Raw genomic sequence first — 5,283 nt, forward strand, 5'->3', positions numbered from 1 at the left:
AAGAAGCTTCTTTATCAATACTATTTGCCTTACCAGAATCCGCATCCGTTTCTTGATCCTCTAAATAAAGATTAACCTGCGTCTGCACCATCGTCTGCAAGGCCTCTGAATGCACCGTCGTCGCGTGGTCCTTTTGCTTCGTAATGTTGGGTACAATAATCAGGATCAACAAAGCGATAATAAAAATTACGATCGACATTTCTAAAAGTGTAAAGCCTTTACGTTTTTGTTGCTTTCTCAATTTAGTCATTAACTAAATCCTCCAATCATTTGATACATCGGCAAAAACAAACTGACATAAGTCCCAACAATCAGCGACCCGACAATTAAAAATGCCAGTGGCTGAATGAGACTCATCAACGTTTCCAACCGGTGCTTTAGGCGTTCATAATAAATTTCTGTCAGGGCAGCCAGTTCGGCGCCCATTTCTTCACGGTTCTTGCCCGTCTCCAATAAGAGACGCAGTTCCTTAGGCACAAACCGATATTTTGCTAATATTGGCCCAAGCTGCTGGCCCTGTTTAAGCTGTGTATCCAGTTCGTCTCCGAGTTGGTATAGCAAGGTGGTCGGCTTCGCATCCTTAACTGTCACCAAAATATCCTGCAGCCCTAAGCCACCCTGAACCATAATGGCTAAGATGGATAAGAGATAGTAACCGTAATAGGTGCGCATGACCCCACCAATAATGGGCAGCCCAGCCAGTTGCTGCGTTCGTTTTAAGGCAGGTGACTGCTTGATCTGCAACCAAATACCGACACCCAACAGGCCAAGCACCAGCCCAGCAATACCAAACCATAGACATATCCCGTCGTCGCTGGCGCATCCGTTAGCTCCCGAATCTCTGGAAACACAAAAATTTTAAGTCCAGTGAACACGACTGCTAAAATAAGCATCAACACAAATGGGTATTGCAGCAACCGTTTAATACGTTCTTTACGCTGATGGGCCGTAGTCAGCAAGCGACTGATCTGACTGAGACTTTGACTTAGCTGACCGTGTTTTTCCGCTAACTTTAACTGCGTACTGATCTGTTCATCAATGTAGGGTTCAAACGTTCCGCTGATGGACTGCCCATCCTGTAACTGCTGATTGATCTGTCTTAAATCAGCTAGATGCGTCTTAAAGACCACTTCACAAAATTTAAACGCATGCCGGACCGAAAAGCCAACCTTCAACAGATCGCTGACCATTTGAAAAACGTCCGCCTGAAACTTCGCGGGCCACGGCTTAACCTTCTTTGAAGCGGTCGGCTGTTGTGCCTGTGATTTGACCGGTTCGCTCACAATCATCGATGTATTTCCTCCATTCTGGGGTCATCCCCGTTTTTGTCACCCAGTCACTGGTTACTGGCCCTCGTTTGAGATCCAGCAGTGCGGCAGTCTTCATCTCGATGCCTGGCAGCAACCGCTGATACGCGACTCCCGTAACTGCCTGATGAATTGCCGCTTCTGGAATGCCAAGTTGACGTAACCGCGTAATGATGCCGTAAACGTTCAGCGCATGCACTGTACTAAATACCAAGTGGCCACTAAGCACCGCATCAATTGCGGCCTGCGCAGTTTGTCGATCCCGAATTTCTCCAATAATCAGCACATCCGGCCGGTGTCTTAGCGCGACTTTAATCAGGGACTCGTATGACATATCCGCCTCATTGTTGACCTGAAGCTGCAAGAAGGACGATTCCGTAATTTCTACTGGGTCTTCAATCGTCAATACCGACTGTTGCTGACTCAAAGACCGTGCGAGTTGAAAGATCGTGGTCGTTTTTCCAGAACCCGTTGGACCCGCAAATAAAATCAGTCCGCGTAGCCCACACCATTCCTCCAAGGTCGTCCACTGTTCCGGCACTAAGAACTGTGTCTGCTGTTGACCTAACGGAAATAGCAACCGGATAACGAGTGACTCTTGTTGTAAGAAATTACCAACACTGGATAATCTCAAATGAATCTCAGTCCCGTTCAGTTGAACCTTCATCGCACCTAATTGTGGTCGCCGCGTTTCAGTGATGGCCATATCAGCACGATATTTAAAATGGGCAATGAGTTGAACACCGGTTTCTTTTGGTAAACTTTGGATCATCATCAATCCATCGATTCCGTGTTCATACACAACGTAGGCATATTCCCGCGGTAGAATATAAAGATCGGAGCTACCGGCAGTCATGGCACCTTGTAATAGCTGCTGGCCTAATGCTTCAATCATGATTATCACCTCCATACCCAATAACTACGTAAAAGTTTCTGGAACCACGAAAAAAGTCACGATTTTTTTCGTGACTTTGGGTGGGACTGTATTGACGTTGGTGTAGCGGGCTGTTGGCTTGGTTGATGGCGTGTTTCTATGTCCTTTTAACGCCCCAATTTTTCTTGGCACCTTTGCCGAAACGCGCTCCCGGAAAGCAGAAGGTTGCACACAAAGGGACTCTGACAGAAATACCAGGGTCAGGTATTTCTGTCAGAGTCCCTTTGTGCTCCACCTTCTAACCGCTTTCTTCCGCGCTCTGCACAAAAAACACGCCTCAACAGCGTGTTTTTTATTAGTCGACGCTTTCTGGTAACGTAGCTGCTTCATAAACATCTGAAACATCATCGTTTTCTTCTAATTCATCGATTAAACCAGTATATTGTGAGATCTTGGCTTCTGGTACTTCAGTGGTGTTCTCTGGGAACATCCGTACTTCAGCAGTATCAAGATCATACTTGTCTTGCAGTGCATCACGCACATCCGTCAAGCTCGAAGGATCTGAAAAGATTTCAAATTCATCGTCGCTGGTCTTCATATCATCAGCACCAGCATCCAATGCATCCATCAAAACAGTGTCTTCGTCAGCATCAAGACCGTCACGTAAGATCACAACATAACCTTTACGGTCAAACATGTATGAAACGGAACCGGCTGCGCCAAGTGAACCGCCATGGTGAGTGAACGCAGAACGAACTGCAGCAGCTGTCCGGTTCTTGTTGTCAGTTAAGGCAGCAACCATGATGGCAGACCCGCCAGGACCGTAGCCTTCATAAGTGATTTCTTCGAACTTGGCGCCACCAAGACCAGAAGCCTTGTCAATAGCGCGTTGTACGTTGTCCTTAGGCATGTTAGCAGCCCGGGCCTTATCCATCACCAATCGAAGTTGAGGGTTGTTTGCTGGATCAGGATCACCTGCTTTAGCGGCTTGATACAAATCACGTGAGATTTTTGGAAAATTTTTCCACGCTTAGCATCTTGGGCGTTTTTACGGCCTTGGATGTTATGCCATTTTGAATGTCCTGACATCGTTAACTCCTCTTTTCTTGTATTATTTATCGTTGTACAGACTACATTATATTATCACGCAGGCCGTGAGAGTTCAACACTTGTGACTAAATTTACGAGGTCGTCAAGTCGTTATTGACCGTTAAGCACGTTGCTAAATTAGCCAGTAACATGCATCAGCGTCATCACGAGAACAAACACGGCTGCCAGCACCTGCACGAAATCAAACAGAAAATGGGTCAAAATATTTTGCCAAATATTCTTCGACCAGTAGTAGATCAACCCGAACCATGCACCAACAACCATGTACGGAATCATTTGCGTAATGTCCCCGTTAAAGTTGTTCCAGTGAAAGAGTCCAAACATGATTGATGACAGAATCAACATTAACCAAGTGACAATCCCCCGGTTGCGCCATTGGTAGAACCACGCATGGCGGAAAATAATCTCTTCGGTGAACGGCGCCATCAGCGTGGTCAGACTAGCAATAACGCCCAGTCCAGCCGTTTGTGCGCTAAGCACATCAACGCCACCAGCTGCTGATGACGTGTGTAAGAAGAGCCCCAGCCCCGAACGCACTAGCGGCAAAAGAATATAGGTGATCACAACGGCGCCGATAGCCAACAGCGTTCCACGCCAAAAATGCGGTTTAAACGCTTGCCAATCTCGTTTTAGGACGTCCTTGAACATCCAAATTGCCACCAAAAACCCAATGAAGAAGATCACATCAACGATGATGACCTGAACTAATTTTGAATGGAATGGCTTCACTAAAAAATCGCCTAAGATCAATTCAGCGATAGGAATTAACAGCGCATAAAGTGCCATCTTCAAGCTAGCTGGTTCCTGTGTTCCCTTTTTAAAATCCATTTTCTTTCTCCCCCTCTGTGTCACACCTCGACCAGACGATGCCCGCAGCTGATCAGTGTGTGTGCTTAAAATGACACCACCTAACACCACAAACACCACGGCGTAGATGATACCCGTATGCAAACTTGTCCCGGCAGAATTACTGAGTGTCCCAAAAGCTAATTGGTCAAAACAATCAATAACAGCATGACCAATAATGGCCAGCCATAAATTGTTAGTGATGAGATAGAGCGCGGCAAGAAAGAACCCTAGCCCAAAGGCCTGAAGAATCTGAGCAATCGTGTTGACCAGATCACCACTTTGCAACACATTAATGGCATGTGCTAAGCCAAATATGAGGCCGCTCCAAAGCGCCGTCCAAACACCACTCAGGCCAAAGTGGGTCCGCAAATAAGTGACCACCAAGCCCCGAAAAAGATATTCCTCAAAAATCCCAACAACTAGTCCAATAACAATCGCCCACAAAATAGCTGAAACTGTCAGTGTGAATTGCGGATTCAGCGTTGAGTCCCCAATAAAAACGACCATAAATGCCAGTCCCCATAACCAATTACGGTCAATTCTTGACCACCAGTGAACGCGAGCTTTTAAATAGAACCGGTTAAGTAACCAAAAACAGCCAAAACCGATAAGCTCTGTCACTGTATTTTCCGCGTTAGTGTCACTTCCGAGCGATAAATAATGAAAAATAAGATGGCTGATCACACTCGCAAATGATGATAGAAAAAGCATTAACACGAAAATCCCAAGCAAAAACGCGGAAAGGTGTTTTCTCACGATTTTTCTCCTCCAAATTACCAGATCACCTTAATATGAGCACGGCGATGCGCTAGTCGTAACTCACGGAACGAGTCAAGTGCCAAATAATATTCAGCCATCGCATCCCCATGTTGTGACCGATACGTCAGTTCATTACGAGCGGCCACTGCGACCAACCCGGTTGCATATGAGCTGGGCATCATTTTGTAAAACAAATACAGATTACTGTGTTCCACAAGATCCATGGTGTTGCTTCCTCCTTCTTAAGTGATCGTGTATGTTACAAGTATATGACAATTCTGTGGGATAACATACTGTTGGGTGGGAAATTTAATAATTTTTGGGGATTTTTAATTTAGAGAGGTAAGGCTAAAATGGCGCGAATATTCTCTTTTGGGTGGGGAG

At 45.8% G+C, this 5,283-nt stretch carries 6 protein-coding genes and 1 pseudogene; all 7 read right to left on the reverse strand.

Annotated elements, in window-relative coordinates; genetic code table 11:
* The coding region (locus JCM11969_RS15795; RefSeq protein ID WP_156319409.1) for a prepilin-type N-terminal cleavage/methylation domain-containing protein at window positions 1–250 on the reverse strand (250 nt) is incomplete at its 3' end.
* Entirely contained in the window at window positions 250–762 is a 513-nt protein-coding gene (locus JCM11969_RS15800) for a type II secretion system F family protein (RefSeq protein WP_156319410.1), read from the reverse strand. The genes JCM11969_RS15795 and JCM11969_RS15800, both read right to left, overlap by 1 nt.
* A complete protein-coding gene (locus tag JCM11969_RS15805) occupies window positions 717–1,289 on the reverse strand; it encodes a type II secretion system F family protein (RefSeq protein ID WP_054712750.1) in 573 nt (190 codons plus the stop codon). Before JCM11969_RS15805 ends, JCM11969_RS15800 begins: the two co-directional genes overlap by 46 nt.
* The gene (comGA, locus tag JCM11969_RS15810) at window positions 1,228–2,202 is read right to left on the reverse strand and encodes a competence type IV pilus ATPase ComGA (protein ID WP_054712753.1); all 975 of its coding nucleotides are present in this window, start codon (window positions 2,200–2,202) and stop codon (window positions 1,228–1,230) included. Before comGA ends, JCM11969_RS15805 begins: the two co-directional genes overlap by 62 nt.
* A 334-nt stretch (window positions 2,203–2,536) precedes the next feature.
* Window positions 2,537–3,270: pseudogene (locus JCM11969_RS15815) on the reverse strand (YebC/PmpR family DNA-binding transcriptional regulator).
* A 138-nt stretch (window positions 3,271–3,408) separates the two neighbouring features.
* On the reverse strand, window positions 3,409–4,761 hold the full coding sequence (locus JCM11969_RS17385) for a CPBP family intramembrane glutamic endopeptidase (RefSeq protein WP_162231486.1): 1,353 nt from the start codon (window positions 4,759–4,761) through the stop codon (window positions 3,409–3,411).
* Between the two features lie 152 nt (window positions 4,762–4,913).
* Window positions 4,914–5,123, reverse strand: a complete 210-nt coding sequence (locus JCM11969_RS15825) for a hypothetical protein (RefSeq protein WP_054712756.1) — start codon at window positions 5,121–5,123, stop codon at window positions 4,914–4,916.
* Window positions 5,124–5,283: the final 160 nt, after the last annotated feature.

The sequence above is a fragment of the Secundilactobacillus paracollinoides DSM 15502 = JCM 11969 genome (assembly GCF_001311135.1).
GTDB lineage: Bacteria > Bacillota > Bacilli > Lactobacillales > Lactobacillaceae > Secundilactobacillus > Secundilactobacillus paracollinoides.